16 protein-coding genes and 1 pseudogene are annotated in these 18,533 nt (G+C 46.9%); 8 read left to right on the top strand and 9 right to left on the bottom strand.

Annotation, left to right across the window (positions count from 1 at the left end; translation table 11 throughout):
• Positions 1 to 10: 10 nt before the first annotated feature.
• The 4 genes from CA267_RS04460 to CA267_RS04445 form a co-directional block, all read right to left on the bottom strand.
• On the bottom strand, positions 11 to 1,213 hold the full coding sequence (locus tag CA267_RS04460) for a saccharopine dehydrogenase family protein (protein ID WP_075608600.1): 1,203 nt from the start codon (positions 1,211 to 1,213) through the stop codon (positions 11 to 13).
• A 91-nt stretch (positions 1,214 to 1,304) separates the two neighbouring features.
• A complete protein-coding gene (locus tag CA267_RS04455; RefSeq protein ID WP_075608601.1) occupies positions 1,305 to 1,706 on the bottom strand; it encodes a hypothetical protein in 402 nt (133 codons plus the stop codon).
• Positions 1,707 to 1,853: 147 nt separating this feature from the next.
• Positions 1,854 to 2,771 carry a 1-aminocyclopropane-1-carboxylate deaminase/D-cysteine desulfhydrase gene (locus tag CA267_RS04450; RefSeq protein ID WP_075608602.1) on the bottom strand — a complete coding sequence of 306 codons (918 nt, stop codon included), beginning with the start codon at positions 2,769 to 2,771 and terminating at the stop codon, positions 1,854 to 1,856.
• Between the two features lie 235 nt (positions 2,772 to 3,006).
• Positions 3,007 to 3,684, bottom strand: a complete 678-nt coding sequence (locus tag CA267_RS04445) for a response regulator transcription factor (protein WP_075608603.1) — start codon at positions 3,682 to 3,684, stop codon at positions 3,007 to 3,009.
• 263 nt (positions 3,685 to 3,947) lie between these two features.
• Here CA267_RS04445 and CA267_RS04440 point away from each other — a divergent pair, with 263 nt between their 5' ends.
• Positions 3,948 to 4,817 carry a 3-keto-disaccharide hydrolase gene (locus CA267_RS04440; RefSeq protein ID WP_075608604.1) on the top strand — a complete coding sequence of 290 codons (870 nt, stop codon included), beginning with the start codon at positions 3,948 to 3,950 and terminating at the stop codon, positions 4,815 to 4,817.
• Between the two features lie 14 nt (positions 4,818 to 4,831).
• On the opposite strand, the pseudogene CA267_RS04435 reads toward CA267_RS04440, so the two are convergent.
• Positions 4,832 to 5,079, bottom strand: a pseudogene (locus tag CA267_RS04435) (isocitrate dehydrogenase kinase/phosphatase-domain containing protein); the annotation flags it as partial.
• Positions 5,080 to 5,339: 260 nt separating this feature from the next.
• On the opposite strand from CA267_RS04435, the gene CA267_RS04430 reads away from it, so the two are divergent.
• From CA267_RS04430 to CA267_RS04420, 3 genes are all read left to right on the top strand, one after another.
• Positions 5,340 to 5,705 carry a response regulator gene (locus CA267_RS04430; RefSeq protein WP_075608605.1) on the top strand — a complete coding sequence of 122 codons (366 nt, stop codon included), beginning with the start codon at positions 5,340 to 5,342 and terminating at the stop codon, positions 5,703 to 5,705.
• Between the two features lie 511 nt (positions 5,706 to 6,216).
• On the top strand, positions 6,217 to 6,720 hold the full coding sequence (locus CA267_RS04425; protein ID WP_075608606.1) for a glycoside hydrolase family 78 protein: 504 nt from the start codon (positions 6,217 to 6,219) through the stop codon (positions 6,718 to 6,720).
• A 128-nt stretch (positions 6,721 to 6,848) separates the two neighbouring features.
• Positions 6,849 to 8,528: a sulfatase family protein gene (locus tag CA267_RS04420; protein ID WP_217358052.1), complete on the top strand. Its 1,680-nt coding sequence runs from the start codon at positions 6,849 to 6,851 to the stop codon at positions 8,526 to 8,528.
• Positions 8,529 to 8,611: 83 nt separating this feature from the next.
• Here the strand turns inward: CA267_RS04420 and CA267_RS04415 are convergent, their stop codons facing one another.
• The 4 genes from CA267_RS04415 to CA267_RS04400 form a co-directional block, all read right to left on the bottom strand.
• The gene (locus tag CA267_RS04415) at positions 8,612 to 9,289 is read right to left on the bottom strand and encodes an SDR family oxidoreductase (protein WP_075610002.1); all 678 of its coding nucleotides are present in this window, start codon (positions 9,287 to 9,289) and stop codon (positions 8,612 to 8,614) included.
• Between the two features lie 88 nt (positions 9,290 to 9,377).
• On the bottom strand, positions 9,378 to 10,400 hold the full coding sequence (locus CA267_RS04410; RefSeq protein ID WP_075608607.1) for an LLM class flavin-dependent oxidoreductase: 1,023 nt from the start codon (positions 10,398 to 10,400) through the stop codon (positions 9,378 to 9,380).
• A 240-nt stretch (positions 10,401 to 10,640) separates the two neighbouring features.
• On the bottom strand, positions 10,641 to 11,438 hold the full coding sequence (locus CA267_RS04405) for a substrate-binding periplasmic protein (protein WP_075608608.1): 798 nt from the start codon (positions 11,436 to 11,438) through the stop codon (positions 10,641 to 10,643).
• A gap of 9 nt (positions 11,439 to 11,447) precedes the next feature.
• Complete coding sequence (locus CA267_RS04400) at positions 11,448 to 12,566, bottom strand: porin (RefSeq protein ID WP_075608609.1); 1,119 nt, start codon at positions 12,564 to 12,566, stop codon at positions 11,448 to 11,450.
• Between the two features lie 526 nt (positions 12,567 to 13,092).
• Here CA267_RS04400 and thrA point away from each other — a divergent pair.
• Genes thrA through ung form a run of 4 tightly spaced genes read left to right on the top strand, consistent with a single transcriptional unit; the run spans position 13,093 to position 18,480 of the window.
• Positions 13,093 to 15,558 (top strand): bifunctional aspartate kinase/homoserine dehydrogenase I, encoded by a 2,466-nt coding sequence (gene thrA, locus CA267_RS04395; RefSeq protein WP_075608610.1) that lies wholly within the window; start codon positions 13,093 to 13,095, stop codon positions 15,556 to 15,558.
• Between the two features lie 15 nt (positions 15,559 to 15,573).
• The gene (thrB, locus tag CA267_RS04390) at positions 15,574 to 16,536 is read left to right on the top strand and encodes a homoserine kinase (protein ID WP_083638338.1); all 963 of its coding nucleotides are present in this window, start codon (positions 15,574 to 15,576) and stop codon (positions 16,534 to 16,536) included.
• A 3-nt stretch (positions 16,537 to 16,539) separates the two neighbouring features.
• On the top strand, positions 16,540 to 17,823 hold the full coding sequence (gene thrC / locus CA267_RS04385; RefSeq protein ID WP_075608612.1) for a threonine synthase: 1,284 nt from the start codon (positions 16,540 to 16,542) through the stop codon (positions 17,821 to 17,823).
• Complete coding sequence (gene ung / locus CA267_RS04380; protein ID WP_075608613.1) at positions 17,824 to 18,480, top strand: uracil-DNA glycosylase; 657 nt, start codon at positions 17,824 to 17,826, stop codon at positions 18,478 to 18,480. It begins immediately after the preceding gene.
• Positions 18,481 to 18,533: the final 53 nt, after the last annotated feature.

Genomic DNA, 18,533 nt, shown 5'->3' with positions numbered 1-18,533 from the left:
AATCTCTCCGTTATTGCTTAAAAGGCGATGCGTCGCACTCAATTACATGCCAAGGCAGGCCGTGCTTGTTCAGCATATCCATAAATGGATCTGGATCAAACTGTTCCATGTTGAATACGCCAGGCTCTTTCCAAGTGCCATTCAACATTAGCGCTGCCCCAATCATTGCTGGCACGCCAGTAGTATAAGAAACAGCCTGAGCGCCGACTTCTTCATAACACTTGGCGTGGTCACAATTGTTGTAAATGAAGATAGTCTTTTCTTTACCGTCTTTGACGCCAGTAATGTAGGTGCCGATGCACGTCATGCCTGTATAACCTTCCGCCAAAGAGCCTGGATTAGGTAATACGGCTTTTAAGAATTCCAGAGGTACAATTTTCTGCCCTTGAAATTCAACAGGTTCGATACTTGTCATACCGATACCTTCAAGCACGCGCAGGTGATTCAGATATGCATCGCCGAAGGTCATCCAAAAGCGCGCTCGTTTCAAGGTAGGGAAGTGCTTAACCAGCGATTCCAGTTCTTCATGGAACATCAGATACGAAGCGCGAACACCAATATTTTGATAATCCAGATCTTCTCGCACGCTTAAAGGATCGGTTTCTTTCCACTCGCCATTTTCCCAAAACCGGCCTCGCTGAGTAATCTCGCGAATATTGATTTCCGGGTTGAAGTTAGTAGCAAAAGCCTGACCGTGGTCTCCGCCGTTACAATCGACGATATCCAGATAATGAATTTCGTCAAAATAATGCTTAGCAGCGTAAGCGGTGTAAACGTTAGTGACGCCGGGATCAAAGCCACTACCCAGCAACGCCATTAACCCTTGCTTTTGAAATTTATCTTGATAGGCCCACTGCCAGGAATATTCAAACTTAGCAACGTCTTTGGGCTCGTAATTGGCAGTATCAAGATAATCAACGTTGGCCGCCAAGCAGGCGTCCATAATGGGTAAATCCTGATAAGGTAACGCAAGGTTTATCACCAGGTCTGGCTTTACCTTATTTATAAGTGCTTCTACTTCACTGGCATTATCAGCATCGACTGCAAAAACTGCTTTAACGCGATCAGCACCAACTTCTTTTTGTAATGCTTCACATTTAGAAACGGTACGGCTGGCCAGATATATTTCGTCAAAATGTTCTGGTAGGCGGGCACATTTTTTAACGGTTACAGCGGCAACGCCGCCAGCACCAATAATTAAAACTCGAGACATAATCGAATTTCCAAAGAGTGAGTAAATTTTCGCTGAATGCTAGCAGACATCAGTTTTTTGGCAAGCAAAGTCGTGATGTCGCCGTGAAAAATTAACCGTGAATTGGCGGTGATACCACGATTTTACGCCCTACACGAAAGTAGGGGTATAGCAGCATTGTTTCTTCGCCATTTGGGCGGGTAGCATTAATGGCAATGGCGTCTAGTTGTTTGTGACGATCAGTTTTCACCGTGGCGGCGTAAACTAATACGCTGTAGCTATCAGTATCAGTAGTGGTGTCGATAATTCGCCACTGTAGCTGTTCTATTAAATAGCTTTCGTTTTCACCATGGGCGCGGTCGTCGGCAAATAAGCAGCCAACGCGTCCATCTTCATAGATAGCGGCGAAAGGGTAGAGCGCTTTACAATGCGGAAGCATAAGCTCGCACAGGGAAATTGCCCGGGAGACCAAAATTTGTAATGGCTTTGGTAATTCCAATGGACCGTTAATCACGTAATTTCTCCCCTAATAAAGTAAGGATGGACGTGGTGTTTAGCGGCATAGAAAGTAAAATGAAAACACATCTCACCACTGCCCCCAACTTCATTTTGCAGTGTTCGCCCGACCCACCCTTTAAAACGCGCAAGGGGACTTGATGGATCACTTCGTGCGCGCGCCTTGTAAGCCCCCAGTATGCAGCAACATTATGCGTGTACCCGGCGCAAAATATCCACTGCTAATCAGCTGCTGAGCAGCAAAAAATAGTTTTCCTGAGTACACCGGCTCAAGCGGAATTTTATAGGTGGACGTGGTGTCGGCACAAAACCGACGCAATTCGGCAGATGATTTTGCATAACCGCCGTGGTGGTAGTTGTGAAGGATCTTCCAATCCGCATGCGTGGAATCGGGCAACAGCCGTTCTACCAGCGATTCCAAATAATTTTCTCCTTTTAACGTAGCCACGCCTATAACCTGTTGAGAGGAACTGGCACTGTTGATTAAGCCAGCCAGTGTGGCTCCACTGCCTACCGGTGCCATAATGATATCGGATTGATGTTGCTGTTCCTCTACTATTTCACTTACACCTTGAATAGCTGCGAGCTGACTACCGCCTTCCGGAATGATTACAGCATCGGAAAATTCTTTTAAAAGCGCAGCAAGATAGGTGTTATCTTCCTTTTTCTGGTACTCAATTCGAGTAACAAAACGAAGCCTGGCCCCCCACTTTTTTATATCTTCGAGGGTTTGGGTGAGCTTTTTGGAATAATCCCCTCGAACTATTGCAGTGAAGGCAATATCAAGTTTAAAGCAAGCATAGGCGAGAGCATGTAAGTGGTTGGAGAAGCCGCCGCCAAAGCTGATAATCTGCCTGGTGCCCGGTGGCAGGCTCAACAGCGCGTACTTAAGTTTGCGCCATTTGTTGCCTGAGATAATAGGATGAAGTAAATCATCACGTTTAATGCATATTTCTACTTTTTCCGCGCCCGCCCAGAAAGGCTGAAACCGTTCCACGGGGGAGGGGGCTTCAATTTTTAAGCGAGCTTGTAGCACGGCTGGCGAAAGATTAGGAACGCTCATTGATGAACAACTTCTACACTGATAATAGGCAAATATTAACAGTTGTTAATGTCTGAGCATAACCGCGATGTGACAGCATCAGGCATTTCGAATAATTGTACCGGCGACTTAAGGCAGCGTGACAAGGATGATATTCATGGTTGAAAGGAACAGCATCTCATTTACCTGATAAGGGCCTGCGAGAATAATGCGCCGACTGTGAAACTGGAGCTTCTGGTAAAAGCGCCAATGGCAATTACGAAAAGCTATCCGCTATCCTGTAACCCGCACCGCGAACGGTTTCTATAAGAGGAATATTAAAGGTTTTATCTACTTTCTGTCTCAACCGACTGATATGGACATCAATAAGATTTGTCTGCGGATCGAAATGATAATTCCACACATTTTCCAGCAACATACTTCGGGTTACCACCTCGCCTCGATGACGTAAAAGATATTCCAGTAACTGAAACTCTTTCGCCTGTAAACCAATTTCGGTTTCACCCCGCATCACACGCCGATTCAGCAAATCCAGGGTTAAGTCGCCGACTGACAGGCTGGTGGACCGGGGACTAGTGGCACGTCCTGCCAGCCCTTCGACACGGGCAACTAACTCTTCGATAGCAAAGGGCTTGGTAAGGTAATCGTTTGCTCCAGAACGCAGTCCATTGACTTTATCTTCCACCTGAGCCTTTGCACTTAATAGTAATACCGGCGTAAGTATATTTTTCTGCCGGAGAACATTCAGCACGCTAATGCCATCAAGCTGAGGTAGCATAATGTCCAGCACAATAACGTCAAAGCGCTCATTTGTAGCCTTATCGAGACCCTCCTTACCATTTGCAATCACTTCGCAATAATGATCCGCAGCGCGCAGACCTTGTGCGACATGCGCTGCGACTACCGAATCATCTTCTATTATTAGTACTTTCATAGCGGGGGACGTACGATTCAACCTGATGCCCATTCAACAAAATGGAGTTACCTGTATGCTTCTTTACGCTTTTCAGCGTTCTTCCCGATCACTTTTCTACGTCAAAAAATTGCCTAATAATTACTAACATAGCGACTATTCTGTCCGTTAATATGACAAAAAAGATTTTTACGTAAAATATGAATTAACGTAAGTCTCAGCGCTTTGCATCGCCAAACACAAAATGCTATCAATGGAGTATATTTTCCTGCCGATAACCTTTTATGTCATATCTGTTTACGATCACCTTACTGTTTTTAATTTCATTCCAAGCCACTGCACAAGAATGGAAACCCTTATTTGATGCGAACATGTCGCAGTGGGAAAGCTATTTAAGCTATCGCCACGATGCCGCCTACGATGGCACCGCGCCGAAGGATAGTGCCGGGAACGTAATTCCGCCGATAGGCGTGGGTAACGGTATCGACGACTTTGGGGTGTTTACGATAGCAATGCAGGATAATCAGCCCGTACTGCGGGTAAGCGGGGAGATTTATGGTGCAGTGACTACGTTGGCTTCATTTCGAAACTACCGCTTTAAAGTGCAGTTTCGTTGGGGCGATAAAAAATGGCCGCCGCGCGAAGCACTGCTAAAAGACAGCGGGATCCTTTACCATGCCCAAGGCGCACACGGTCAGGAATACTACCGTTCGTGGATGTTGTCGCAGGAGTTTCAGATTATGCAGGGCCACATTGGCGATTACTGGAGTCAAGCGACCTCAGCCATTGATATTCGCGCCTACTTACCGGAATACGTAATGAATCCTGTGGCTGATGAGAGCCAGCCATTTATTAGCGTAGGGGAAAATCAACCGTATAAAGGCTTTGTGCTGCGTAAAGAAAACGCTGAGAAACCACAAGGTGAATGGAACACGCTGGAGCTAATCACCTATGAAGGAAAAAGCTTACATATAGTGAATGGAAAAGTAGTCATGGTGCTGAAAAATTCCCGCTACGTGGAAGATGGCAAGGCTGTGCCTTTGGATGAAGGCAAGATACAGCTGCAAAGTGAGGCCGCAGAGATATACTATCGCGCCGCCGCTATTCAACAGCTTGACACTATGCCAGAGCAGTATCAGCGTTACTTTCAATAGTTTCGCCGCTAAATTTAATAAAAGTGCTTAGGGCCGCGGAAACGCATGGCGGAATTATAAGGGGTGAAGCTTTGTTTTTTCCCTCTGGCTGTAATGGCTTGCACTTCCCGCCAGTATTCCGCCGTCATTAAATCCGGATGCAGGGCTTTTAGCATTTCCTTCCAACTCTTTTTCCCGACAATGAAGTGTTTAACCTGTTCGGGGAAAACATCGTCGGAGCGACCGATAGCCAATCCAGCGCGTAAGGGTCGTTAGATTTTGGCTGATAACATCAATTGTGGAGAACAAACATAGTCGCATCATTGGTTTAACGTGGTTTGATCAGTCAATGGCATTGCCCCAAGGCAGTGTAATTTTCAGACTAGCACAAAATTAAAGTAGACAAAGTAGATAGAACTGCGGATGAAAAAGGTTTTCAATTTAAAGACCGTAAGGTAACTTATTGACCATAAAAAGAACTAACGAGTTTCTGCCAGCAGATGCGAGGCACGGGTTTACAAACGTTTAAGGAAAGGAAGCGAAGTGAGCTTTAACGTATTGATTTGTGATGACTCGTCATTGGCCAGAAAAATGGCCCGGCGGAGCTTACCCCGGGGCTTAGCCAAGGAAGTATTCCAGGCATCTAACGGGCAGGAGGCACTAGCAGTTATTTCGCAGCACCCGGTCGAGTTACTCATACTGGATTTAACCATGCCGATTCTGGATGGGGTAGGCGTGCTTGAAGAAATTCGTGCTCAAATGCTGGAGGTATTTGTGGTTGTGGTTTCCGGTGATATTCAACCTCAAATGCGAGAAAAAGTGCTTAAGCTAGGAGCTCTGGACTTCATTCCCAAACCCGTAGATACCCGCCAGCTTTCTGATACCTTACATCGATTTGGACTTTACTAAAGGCTCTAACTTAGCGCGCAGTAGGAAACGACACTACAGGTTCACCGCCCACGGGTTGTTTTTAAGCCGAGGATTAACACATTTTAGGGAGCACGTTTGTGCAACTGAGTCGCCGTTCGAAATAATACCTCTACAACGGCATCATTAATCGTGAAAATTGCTGTAGGCAGTTTGGCTGACTCAGCATACGGGGGCAGGCTCTTCCTCCCCCTTCAGCTAACACTTTATTAAAGCCTTCGTACCGGCAAACGCTAGCAGCATGCTCAACCCAAAGGGCGCTGACTATGCTGCACTTAAAACATCAATGGAAAAGATATCACCCATGAGGAGCGCCTAAAAATTAACAGCTAACAAATTGTAACAGCATTAAGGAATCATGAACTTAAGTTGAACTAACTCAACGGGAAGTGCTCTGATTTATATGACATGTTTGTTTTTTGTTAATGGCGGTATGTGAGCCTTATTTGGTATAACTCGAAAAACAGCAAATTTTGATGTTGAGGTAAGCAAGATGGATATATCCAGAAGACGCGTAATGAACGGCGTAGTTGTCACCGCTTCTGTGCTAGCTCTGCCGGTATGTTGGCAGCCGTTGTCTGCCGACGAGTTTTTGTCGCGGGTAGAAAGTAATTCGAATACGGAATTGCTGAGCGAGCAGAATATCAATACCCAATGCTTGGCAGTGCCTTCCTTTAGCTGGCAAATTCCAGGCTATCCGCCTCGCTCTCAAGGCGCTTATCGATTGGTAGTGGCCAATAGTGAAAGCGCACTGCTGACGCGCCAGGGACTAACCTGGGATTCAGGAAAAGTGGAAAACCCGCAAGTGCATAATATTCGCTATTTAGGAGATTCTCTCGCGGTAGCATCGCAGTATTTCTGGCAAGTCGAAGTCTGGGCGCACAGCAGCAAGTTTCTTGGTGTAAGCAACGTTGGCCAATGGGGCAGCGATTCACCGCCCGCGCAACTTCTTACCAGCAACATTCAGATGAATATACACAACACCAAACCCGCTTAACAACGCTTTCTCCAGTGATGATGCTTAAATTACCGCTCTCGTCGCCCGATCATTAACAAACAATTAACGCATGCAGCTTTTCGCTGTATGCTATTTGTTGTTTATAAAAATCATCAAGGATACTTATTATGGTACGTTTTTTCAAGGCAATGCTGAAGCCTCTGGGCTTCCTGCTTATTACCAGCCTTGGTTTTTCTGCATTGGCAGCTGAAACAAAAACCGATAAACCACGAAATGTTATTTTTGTTTTGATGGACGACTTGAGATATGACGGCATGGGGTTTCTGCAGGAAGAGCTGGAAACACCCAACATTGATCAACTGGCACAAACCGGCGTTTATTTTCCTAACGCGGTAGTGACGTCTTCACTCTGTTCTCCTAGTCGGGCCACCATTCTTACTGGTATGACGGCCCGTAATCATCACATTGTCGATAACAACAATTCCAGTGAAGAAGGACTGATATTTTTTCCTAAATATATGCAGGACGTCGGGTACAAAACCGGCTTTTTTGGAAAATGGCACATGGGTGAAGATTCAGATGGGCCACGGGAAGGTTTTGATAAATGGGTGAGCTTCGCGGGGCAGGGCAGTTATTTTCCAAAAGACGGGATTCCACCGCATTTACTGGAACAGGGAATGGTCAATCAACTTAATGTTGATGGCAAGCACGTAGACCAGCAGGGTTATATTACTGACGAACTGACCGACTACGCAATGAACTGGCTTAAAAATGATGTGAAGAAGGACCAACCTTTCTTTCTTTATTTAAGTCATAAGGCTGTCCATTCCGATGCGAAACCCGCCAAACGACATCAGGGTCAGTACGCAGATACTGAATTTAAATTGCCTGACTCTGCTGTGGTGACCGAAGAGGATGCTAAGAATAAACCGATGTGGGTCCACAACCAGCGCAACAGTTGGCATGGCACGGACTTTTTCTATGCCAGTGACCGGACAATGGAAGAATATCTTAAGGACTATTACGCCACACTGTCTGCGGTAGATGAAAGTCTCGGTAAGTTAGTTCAGTACCTGAAAGACGAAGGCTTGTATGAAAATACAATGGTGGTTTTTTATAGTGATAACGGGTTTTTAATAGGCGATCACGGTTTAATAGATAAGCGCAATGCTTATGAAGGTTCCGTGCGCGTACCGCTGGTTATTAGTGCACCGGGTTTGCTTCCCCAAGGGCAAACCAACGAAGCGCTGGTTCGAAACCTGGATATGGCGCCGACTTTTCTGGAACTGGCTGGCGCGAAAAAACCCGCGCAGTTTGAAGGTAAGAGTTTTCTACCCGTAGCATCAGGCAAGGTTAAGCAAGCGAACTGGGATGAGCCGGATTTTGTCTACGAATATTATTGGGAATGGTCTTTCCCAATGACGCCTACCACTTTTGCTATTCGTCGCGATAACTTAAAATACATTCAATATCACGGCGTTTGGGACATTGAAGAGTTGTATGACTTGGAAAAGGATCCTGAAGAACGTCACAACCTTATCCGCGATCCTAAATATGCTGAGAAACTGCTGCCATTGCGCAAAGCTCTTTATGCGTCGCTTCGTCCAGCAGATGGAAGCAAGCCTGCGGTGCCTTTTAATGCCCGGTTAGCCGAAGGCATGAACCTGCGTAAGCGGGACGGTTTGAAAGCCGCGCCCTTCCCGGATTGGTGGTTAGTTGAACCCAACCGTAAAGACATATTCATGGGCTTGTTCCCAGACACGCCATTGAAAATCGAAAAACAGCGCAAAGGGGAGATGTATTTTCCATTTATGGAAAAGAGCAGCAAAGAAGAATCTACACGCTAACCCATTGTTCTGAAATAGGGGCTAAGGCGCTGCTACTGCTTTTACCGGTAGCTGCGCCTTTTCCTGCAATAGTTATTGCATCTCTAATAAGCGGGCATCAGGTAAACTTCTCTCACGCTATTGCGCGGGTTTGCGTTGATGGCATATAACACTGCTTCAGCGACATCGTCCGGTTGCAGCTTGTCTTCCTTATCTTCGTCAAAAAACGGCGTATTTACCATGCCAGGGCAAATAGTGGTGCACCGTCCTTTCCATTCTTTCATTTCCTCTGCTAAATTGCGGCCAAAACCATACGCAAACCATTTTGTGGCGCCATAGATTGAGCCTTTGATACTGGTTCTGCCTGCGGCTGAACTGGTTAACAGGAAGTGCCCTTGAGATTTTCGCAAGTGGGGAAGGGTAAGCTTGGCTGTCCACAGCAGCGCGTTAATATTGATATCGATCATCTGGGCCCACTCGTCGGGGTCACCCTCTTCCGTACCTGCCTTTGATACCCCCTTGCCGGCGTTGGCAAAGGCAGCATCGAGTTTGCCATAATGCTCAATGGTTTTATCCACCGCATTTTTTAATTCATCAAAATTGGTGGCATCGGCTGCCACAGCAAACGCATTCTCGTTTCCCAGCTCATTTACCAGGGCTTCAAGTTTATCTTTACTTCTGGCGGTTAACGCAACTTTATGCCCGCTTTTTACCAAAAGTCGAGCGGTCGCTTTACCTATTCCGCTAGAGGCACCGGTAATAAATACTGTTTTTTCTTGCATTGTCATTCCCTGGTCCTAATTCTAACTGGTTGAATAAATGAAGGGGTATGTATGCTTTCCTCACTTTGTGAAGAAAAGATCACTGGCGCTATTGCGTCGCCCATAATTGCTTTTGCATCACGCCGTCTAGCTTACCGACCAGTTCGATAGCATGTAGCCGCTGTTCGATGTCGTGGATCGGGAATGAAAGAATTAGCTCGTCAATTTCTGTGGCTTCAATAATTTTTCGCAATTTTTGTTCTGCCTCACCAGGATTGCCTACTACGGCATATCGTAAAGTGCTGTTAAGCGCATGTAATTCCATTTCCGATAGCACCGCGTGGATATCATCCACTGGCCTGGGAATAGGACGGTTGGCGCTGCGACGCAAGTTAGTAAATTGCTGCTGGACCGATGTAAACAAATGAGCAGCGGTTGCGGTATCGTCAGCCACCGATGCCATTACACCGGCTGAAACGTAAGGCTGGCGCAGTTGTGCAGAAGGCGTAAAGTTCATGCGATAAATTCGAATGGCGTCAAATAACATATCGGGTGCAAAGTGCGACGCAAACGAAAAGGGCAGTCCCATTTTACCGGCCAGCTGCGCTGAATAAAGGCTGGAACCCAGCAGCCACAACGGCACCTTCGAGCCTGCGCCTGGAATAGCAACAGGTTGCCTACTGCCGTCATCGTCTGAGAGATAATCCTGCAATAACGCCACATCAGAGGGATAATCATCTACATCGCCATGAAGATTGCGCCGAAGGGCCCGAGCGGTAGCCATATCTGTTCCGGGCGCGCGGCCTAGCCCTAAATCAACTCTGTCCGGGTACATTGCGGCCAATGTGCCAAACTGCTCTGCAATGACTAGCGGCGAGTGATTGGGCAGCATAATACCGCCAGCGCCAATTCTAATTTTATCGGTGACAGCACCGACACCTGCCAGCATCACCGACGTAGCGGCGCTTGCTACAGCTCGCATGCCATGATGTTCGGCCAACCAAACGCGATGGTAGCCGTTCTTTTCAGCGGTGATTGCCAGCGAATTAGTGTTTTGAATGGCATCTCTGACGGTTTGATTTTCGCCCAGCGGGGCAAGATCAAGAATCGAAAAAGGGATCGGGGAGGACATAACTGCTCCAGTTATTCGGATTGATAAATTAGTAATAGGGGCTTTTCGCTGAAGGGCAAGATATCAAAAGCTGGATCGATAAGTTATTGCGATGGCTGGCGATGTATTTACGTCAGGTTTTTTACAGTCTCTGCTTGCGTGAGAGGCTGCAATGGCAAAGATGCTGAACAGGAAAGGTCAACATGCCCCAATTAAAACCTCGTCTCTCTTCCTACTAAAATGCAGTTCGGCTTACAATTTTTACCGTCGATCATAATTAACCGGCTTTTCTGGATACTGATAAAATCCCTCACGCAGTAAGGTCTTAAAGCGTTCCATCTCGCCCTGCAATTTCAGTTGTTTCAGGCCCTTGTTGAATAGCTCCAGTATTAAGCGTTCATCAGCATTACCTTTGGGCACGAGTAAATGCGTCGTTACAGAGGATATGCGCGGTTCTATGGTCTGAATGCTGGCGCGATCAATCTCGTTGAAATCTTTCTGCAGGATGTACCAGCCCGTTAACTGATCAATCGGGAATAAATCGATATCGCCGTTAATTAACGCATCGAAGTTGGCGTTGTCGGTGGGGGCGGTAACGATTGTAGGCGCAGATTTAACATAAGCTTCTATTTCATCGGTATACAAATAATCTTTCGTGATCCCCATCTTATATTGCTTTAGATCGCTCAGCGCTTGCCAATTCTTCGGACCAGTTTTTTTATTGACGTAAAAAACAAGATTCTCTACCGATATCGGATCACTGTGCCAGAATTCACGCTCGCGGGAGCGGATGAAATTGCCGTAAGATACTGCGTCATATTCGCCCTTGCGCGTCGCTTCAAGCGCCTCTTCCCACGACATTGCGGTGAACTCGACGACCACCCCGGTTTCCAAGAATGCCTGCGTAATAATATGATTAATATAGCCGCTGTGTTCCATCGAAGTAGACGTATAAGGCGCGTATTCCGTGGTCGCTATCTTAAGTTTAAGCCAGGCGTGGGCAAAAGCCTGAGTGGGGATCAGGGTCAGCAAAATTAAAAAAGTTAGTAGTAATCGCATTGCATCGCTCTAAAAGTAAACGCCAACACTGATATTCAGCCGGTGCGTAGTTTCAGGAAAATCCTCAAAGTCCAATCCAATACCGGAACCGCCGGCAAACCACATGTTTTTTCCTTGGATACTGTCGACATAAACAAACAACTTGGACCAGCCAAAGCTGCAACCATTCACCCATTGCGTGCTTGATCGTCCTGCATCAATGTCTGGACTTATGCGGCTATATTCAGAATAGCATTTAATATCAGACACCGATTTGAACTTATATGGCAACGTGTAAACCAGATTGGAAAGATAAGTTTTACCCGCACTGGCTATCAGAAAAGGGGCTTCATAGGCAGACAGCGCCAGGCGATCAGCAGTTTGTCCTTCAGGTACGGCTAAATTATATTCATAATCAGTGTATTGTAGCTCTAATTTCACCGGGCCTTGTATGTGACGAACATGAACTGCGTACGCCGACATGTCGCCATCGTTTAGCGTGTCGAGATTAAGCACGTCGCCATGCTGATAAGAAGCGCCGACTTCTGTGAGGGATCGTGGAATAAACGTGCCCGTGTAATTCACGCGCACGTTATATTGACCGTCTTCCTGATTGCGAAATTCACCATCATCGGCAATATCAAACGAATAGCGACCAAACTTTCCCGCGTTGTTATATTCATCATTGAGAAAGTAGCCCGCCTGGAAAGACCATCCAGCGCGTTCATATTCAGCTACGAAGCCAGCGTCATAATCATCTTCAAAACCGATATAGTAGTTACCTGAGAACCAGAAGCTGTTAGAGGCGAAAGGTAACAAGCCAAAAGGCACTTTGGTTATTCCAGCTGTAACCTTGACATATTCATCATGGGTATAGGTAAGATCGGCGTAGCGAACGGTGTTAAAATCGGTATTTTCATACCATCGGTAATCTGCTTTATAACTAAATTTTTCGTACTCGCCAGATACCGTCAGACGCAACGACTCAAACTCCAAACCATCGCGTAAAGCGGGTTCCTGCCAGTCTCGGTAACTATAATTTAACCTGACATGTCCGCCGATTTCGAACGGCAATTCTTCTGCCATTGTTATGGGCGAAATTGTGGCAAACGCGCTAATTGCCAGGAACGTTTTGAATCGTGTTTTCATACCGCAATCCTTGCATATATCAGCGAATATATAAGATAAAAATGAATTTTTATCTGCCGTGTAAGTTAGTGTGCTTTTGTAGAAGGGTACTGTATCAGCGGAAGTTGGGATCACAGTGGCGCTACTACTTTACCTGAAAAGCTCTGCAACTGCGCCAAACATCCTTCGGGAAAGGCGGCGGTGAGTGCCTTTCGATCCAAGGTATATAGTGAGAGTGGATTTAGTGGAGAAGCCAATGATCAGGTTGGGGCGTGGCGCTAAAAAACAGCGGGAAAATTTGTGCAGTACAATTTATTTTCAGTTTCTCGGTTGACATATAGACGTCTATACGGCAAATTGACCTGCATGAAAACAATAATAATTAGCACCACCGGCATGATGATTATTACCACCTCTATGAGGGCGGTCGCTGGCTAGTGCGCAAATGCAACAGACACCGAAAGCCCGCCCTCCAAGAGAGCGGGTTTTTTTTTACCTGACAAGCTGTAACGATTGACGTAGCGAAAGAAACCGGAAGGAGCAACAAATGAAAGTGTTAAAGTTTGGTGGATCATCTTTGGCGGATGCACAGCGGTACCTGCGCGTGACCGAGATTAGTATGACCACCCACCAAACCGATGGCGCGGCTGTGGTTTTGTCTGCTCCAAAGGGAGTTACCAACGCGCTATCTTTACTGTGTGAACAAGCGGCGGCAAATGAAGACTACCTGCCGCTTTTTGCCAAACTTGATGAAACTGTCACCGGTATTGCACAAGAGCTAAAAGAAACGGTTGAGGATTTCGCTTATCAAGATGTTAACGATTTTATCCAGACACGGCTGCGCAAACTTAAGCAACAACTGGAAGGCATTAAATTACTTGGCTGCGCGCCGGATAACGTCATAGCAGGCATCCTGAGTCTGGGCGAGTACATCAGCGTAACCTTGTTTAGCGCCATTCTTTCGGCAAAAGGCGTAAACAACCTCATTATCGATCCCGCCACTTATATTCTTGCAGATGGAGATTATCTAGATAGCATCGCTGATGTCCCGCTTAGCAAAGCGCGGTTTTCTGATGTACAAACTGATGGCAGCGTGTTTTTAGTTATGCCGGGCTTTGTCGCCGCTAATGACGCGGGAGAGAAAGTGACGTTAGGGCGTAACGGCTCGGACTACTCAGCAGCCATTCTGGCCGCTTGTATAGAGGCTTCATGCTGTGAAATCTGGACCGACGTAGATGGCGTTTACAATGCTGATCCTAACCAGGTGGAAGGTGCAGTGTTACTGGATAAGCTCACCTATCAGGAAGCCATGGAGTTGTCTTACTTTGGGGCGAAAGTGCTCCACCCCAAAACCATTGGCCCAATTGCGCAACATCATATACCTTGTCTGATTCGCAACACGTTAAACCCTGCTGCGCCAGGGACTTTGATAAGCAACCAGGCCAGCGAACTCTGGACTTCGGTAAAAGGGATTTCGCAGCTTGATAATATCACTATGTTCAATGTGGCAGGCCCCGGATTAAAAGGCATGGTGGGAATGGCCAGCCGCGTGTTTGAAGTGATGTCAAATGCCCATATTTCAATCAGCTTGATTACCCAGTCCAGTTCCGAATACAGCATCAGTTTCTGCATTCAAAGCAAAGACGCCGCGCGAGCGTTAAATCTGCTGGAGGATGCCTTTGCACTTGAATTACAAAACCAGCTGCTAGATCCCATTGAAGTGCGACAGGATTTGGCAATTGTTACGCTGGTGGGTGACGGCATGCGTCATACTCAAGGTCTCGCGGCACGCTTTTTCAGTGCGCTGGGGCAGGCCAGGGTGAACAATGTCGCCATTGCGCAAGGCTCTTCCGAACGTTCTATTTCTACCGTTATTGAAGCCAGCGGCGCAAAAAAGGCCGTAAGAGTTATCCATCAGAACTTTTTCTCTAACCGTCATACTATCGATGTGTTTTTAGTTGGATGTGGCAACGTGGGCACCGAGCTACTGGCGCAAATCGCCAGACAACAACCTTCGCTGTTGAAACGCAATATCCAGCTTCGGGTTTACGGTATTGCCAATAGTCGTAAATTATTATTGGATGGGAATGGGATAGATGTTGCCAACGACTGGAAGGCATCGCTGGCGCAGGCCACAGAGAGCTTCTCCATCGACAGACTACGGAAATTTGTAAATGACAACAGCCTGGTAAACCCGGTCATTGTGGATTGCACCAGCCATGCGGGCATTGCATCGCAATATGTGGATATGATGGAAAATGGTTTCCATGTAGTGACGCCAAATAAAAAAGCCAACACCGACAGCCTGGCCTATTACCGTAAACTGCAAAAAACTGCCTTGCGGACCAATCGGCAGTACCTTTACGAAACTACCGTGGGTGCTGGTCTGCCAGTTATTGATAACCTGCAGAAGCTTTTCAGTGCAGGAGACGTGTTACATAGTTTCCAAGGCATCTTATCCGGAAGCTTATCCTACGTTTTCGGTAAGCTAGAAGAAGGAATGTCGTTGTCTGAGGCGACATTATCTGCAAAATCCAACGGTTACACAGAGCCAGATCCCCGTGATGATCTAAGCGGCATGGATGTAGCGCGTAAACTGCTAATTATGGCACGTGAAGCGGATTTAGAGCTTGAACTTACCGATATTGCCATTGAATCTGTGCTACCAGAAGGGTTTGCCGAAACCTGCAGCGTAGATGAGTTTATGACGCAACTGCCCAGGTTGGACGCGGATTTTGCCAAACGAGTGGAGCAGGCTCGAGCCGAAGATAAAGTATTACGGTACATCGGCAGCATTGAAGGCGACAAGTGCAAGGTTACGATCCAGGCAGTGCCGCTGACGCATCCTCTGGCGGCGGTAAAAGACGGCGAAAATGCGCTGGCCATCAGCAGTGACTATTACCAGCCAATCCCTTATGTCATTCGGGGTTATGGTGCCGGTGGTACAGTTACTGCTGCTGGTGTATTCGCGGATGTACTACGTACAATGCCGTGGAAGCAAATGGGCCACTAATTCAGGATGAGTGTTATGAAAAAAACCAGAGCTTATGCTCCAGCGTCGATCGGTAATGTGAGTCTTGGATTTGATGTTTTAGGTGCTGCGTTGCAACCGGCGGATGGAAGTTTGCTGGGCGATGAAGTAGTGGTAGAAGATGCCGCGCAGTTTCAGTTGGCTGTTGAAGGTGAGTTTTCTACAAAATTACCGCCAGACCCAGCTACCAACATTGTTACTCATTGTTATTATTATTTTGTTGAAGAATTGGCAAAGGCCGGGCATAAAACCCGTCCTGTAGCCATGACTTTGTACAAGAATTTGCCTATCGGCAGTGGGTTAGGATCCAGTGCAAGCTCTATTGTGGCAGCGTTCTACGGATTAAACGAACATTTTGACCGCCCCTTCGATGAGGACACGTTGTTATTGATGATGGGCGAATTGGAAGGACAAATCAGCGGCAGTATTCACTATGATAACGTTGCCCCTTGTTATCTGGGCGGCATGACTCTCATGACAGGACAGGATTCACCGGTCACCGTTTCATTACCACTGGTAGAGAACTGGTATTGGGTGGTATGTTACTCTGGTATCAGCGTATCCACATCGGCGGCAAGAAATATTTTACCTGCCTCAGTGGAAATGAAAACTGCCTTGACCTTTGGGCGTCAGTTGGGCGTGTTTGTTCATGCGCTGCATGCCGGAAACACTAAACTGGCTGCCACGGTAATGCAGGATGTGATAGCCGAACCCTATCGCAAATCATTGTTACCGCGATTTGATGACGCGCGAGATTTCAGTATGGCAAACGGTGCGCTGGCGTTTGGGATTTCCGGCTCAGGGCCAACGGTATTTGCCGTATGTGATGATCAAAGCCAGGCTCAGAATATCGCCGATTGGCTTAGCGAAAATTATATTCAAAATGAAGATGGCTTTAGCCACGTATGTCGCATCCCCACGCAGGGTGCCTGCCAACAGCAAGTAAATGATAAGGTATAAAAAGTGGAATTGGTAAATCTGAAAAACTCAGGCGACACCGCAAGCTTTGCAGAAGCGGTTAAAAGAGGGTTGGGGAAAAATCAGGGGCTTTATTTTCCTGCGACTATTCCAACATTGGGTGACGTAGATGAGCTGCTTGATAAACCTTTTGTTGAGCGCAGCATTGCTATTCTGAGATCCATTATCGGCGACGAACTGGGCGATGGGCTGTTAGAAGAGATTGTGCAACAAGCATTTACGTTTCCTGCGCCTGTAGAAACGGTTACCGACCGTATCTACACCCTCGAATTATTTCATGGACCAACCTTAGCATTCAAAGATTTCGGTGGCCGCTTTATGGCGCAGTGCTTATCGCGCATCAGCGCCGGTGAGCCTGTCACCATTTTAACCGCGACATCTGGCGACACTGGAGCTGCGGTAGCCCGCGCATTTCACGGTATAGAAAACATCAACGTAGTCATTTTGTTTCCCAAGGGCAAGATCAGCCCACTACAGGAAAAATTATTTAGTACATTGGGCGACAACGTTCATACCGTAGCCGTAGAGGGCGACTTTGATATCTGTCAGTCCTTAGTGAAAACGGCCTTCGATGATCCCGATGTGCGCGAAGGTCTGCATTTGAACTCTGCCAATTCTATTAATATCAGTCGGCTGTTGGCACAGGTATGTTATTACTTTGAAGCCGTTAGTCAGATTCCGGCAGAAAAACGGGAACAACTCGTGGTATCGGTGCCAAGCGGGAACTTTGGCAACCTGACGGCTGGCATGATAGCCAAAGCCATGGGTTTGCCTATTAAACGCTTTATCGCTGCCACCAATCTTAACGATACGGTTCCCCGTTATCTTAAAACCGGTGAGTGGGAGCCAAACGCTACAGTGGCAACAATGTCCAATGCCATGGATGTCAGTCAGCCAAACAACTGGCCTCGCATCGAAGCATTAATTGAGCAGGGCTATATTGATAAAAGCTGCCTGCGCGGTGAATCTGTCGATGAAGAATACACCCAGCTTGCCATGCGCCAGCTTGCACATCACGGCTATACCAGTGAACCCCATGCGGCTATTGCTTTTCGTGCAGTGAGTCACGACTTAAACGAAGGCGAATATGGCTTGTTTTTGGGGACAGCTCACCCGGCAAAATTCAGAGAAACAGTAGAGAATGTCCTCGGACAGCCACTGAGTCTTCCTAAACCGCTACAGGAAGTGGCCGGTAAGGAGAGTCTGGCTGTTACCTTACCAGCGGACTATCAGGCGCTAAAAGCGCACATGATGGAGTTATTAAAATAAATGCAGTGGCAAGACGTTCTTGGGCCAGAAAAGCAAAAACCTTATTTTGAAGCGCTAATGGCAAAAGTGTCTGCGGAAAGACATGCGGGCAAAGTAATTTATCCGCCAGCCAAAGACGTATTTAATGCTATTGCATTGACACCGGTTGAAGAGGTGAAGGTGGTCATTCTGGGGCAAGATCCTTATCACGGCCCCAATCAAGCTCACGGTCTATGTTTTTCTGTTCAAGATGGCATCGCTCCGCCACCTTCGCTAAAGAATATTTATAAAGAACTGGCCGCTGATATAGAGAGTTTTACGCCGCCCAACCACGGAAATTTAACGCCTTGGGCTGAACAGGGCGTATTACTGCTTAATACTGTCTTAACGGTAGAGCAGGGCAAAGCGCATAGCCATGCCAGATATGGGTGGGAGACCTTTACCGATAAAGTTATTGATGCGGTAGATAAGAACTGTGAGGGCGTTGTATTTCTGTTGTGGGGCAGCCATGCGCAAAAGAAAGGCCAGAACATCGATTCTCAACGTCATCATGTGTTAACGGCTCCGCATCCTTCCCCGCTTTCAGCCCACAGAGGTTTCTTCGGCTGCGGGCATTTCAGTAAGACAAATCAATTGCTAAACGAGCAGGGTAAGGCACCTATTATCTGGCAGGTTTAAAATAGGCAGGTGTGAAATTTCAGATTTGAAGATCGCTTTGTGCTTTCATCCGC

Origin of the sequence: Alteromonas pelagimontana, assembly GCF_002499975.2 — a bacterium.
Lineage (GTDB): Bacteria > Pseudomonadota > Gammaproteobacteria > Enterobacterales > Alteromonadaceae > Alteromonas > Alteromonas pelagimontana.
The sequence above is the reverse complement of the archived record's forward strand: the minus strand, read 5'-3'. Positions and strand labels throughout refer to the sequence as shown.